Here is a 1184-nt window from a genome sequence, read left to right on the forward strand (position 1 = left end):
TGGTCGATGCGCCCGGCGTATTCGATCACGCCCTCGTCGCGATAACGCGCCAGGTCGCCAGTGCGATACAACCGCCCGCCGCCCTGCTCGTCGAACGGATCGGACACAAAGCGCTCGGCCGTCAGCGCTGCACGGTTGTGATACCCCCGCGCCAGCCCGACACCGCCCAGGTACAGCTCTGCCGCTACGCCTTGCGCAGCGGGCAAAAGGCCGTCGTCGAGGATGTGGGTTTTAAGGTTATCGATAGGCCGACCAATCGGCACGCTGAGCACGTCGTCCGTGGTGCAGGTCCAGTGAGTGACGTCGATAGCCGCTTCGGTCGGGCCGTACAGGTTGAATAAGCCCGCTTGCGGCAGGCGTTTGAGCACCTGACCGGCCAGTTCGGCCGGCAATGCTTCACCGCTGCACACCACACGACGCAAGCTGTTACAGCTTTCCACCTGCGGATGAGTCAGAAATGCCTGAAGCATCGACGGGACAAAGTGCAACGTCGTGACCTGATGCTGGCGGATGGTCTGCACCAGCCGCTCCGGGTCGCGATGATCGCCCGGCAGCGCCACGGCCAGACGTGCGCCGGTCATGAGCGGCCAGAAGAACTCCCAGACCGACACATCGAAACTGAACGGGGTTTTCTGCAAAACGGTATCGGATTCATTCAGCCCGTAAGCCTTTTGCATCCAGTGCAAACGGTTGACCAAGGCGCGATGGCTGTTGCCTGCGCCTTTGGGCTTGCCGGTCGAACCGGAGGTGTAAATCACGTAGGCCAGGTTCTGCGGATGACTGAGGTTGACCGGGTTGGCAGTGCTGTAACCCTCCAGCCAGTCGCCGTCCTGATCCAGACACATACTCTGCACCTGAACCGGCAGGCGCTCCAACAACGAAGTCTGGGTCAGCAGCAAGCCAATGCCGCTGTCCTGCATCATGTAGGCCAGCCGATCCTCGGGATAATCCGGGTCCAGCGGCACGTACGCGCCACCGGCCTTGATAATCGCCAACAGACCGATGACCAACTCAAGACTGCGCTCGACACAAATCCCCACCAGCACATCCGGCCCGACGCCCGCTTCACGCAAACGGTGTGCGAGCTGGTTGGCGCGGGCATTGAGTTGCGCGTAGCTCAGTTGTTCAGCCGCAAAAATCAACGCCGGGGCATCCGGCGTGGCCAGTACCTGGGCTTCGATCAG

Annotated in this window: 1 protein-coding gene; it reads right to left on the bottom strand. The window is 61.8% G+C overall.

Annotated elements, in window-relative coordinates:
• Positions 1 to 1184: amino acid adenylation domain-containing protein (locus DW49_RS0100900; protein WP_024421066.1), on the bottom strand; the 1184-nt coding region annotated here is incomplete at both ends.

This window comes from Pseudomonas avellanae BPIC 631, assembly GCF_000444135.1.
GTDB classification, from domain to species: Bacteria; Pseudomonadota; Gammaproteobacteria; order Pseudomonadales; family Pseudomonadaceae; genus Aquipseudomonas; species Aquipseudomonas avellanae.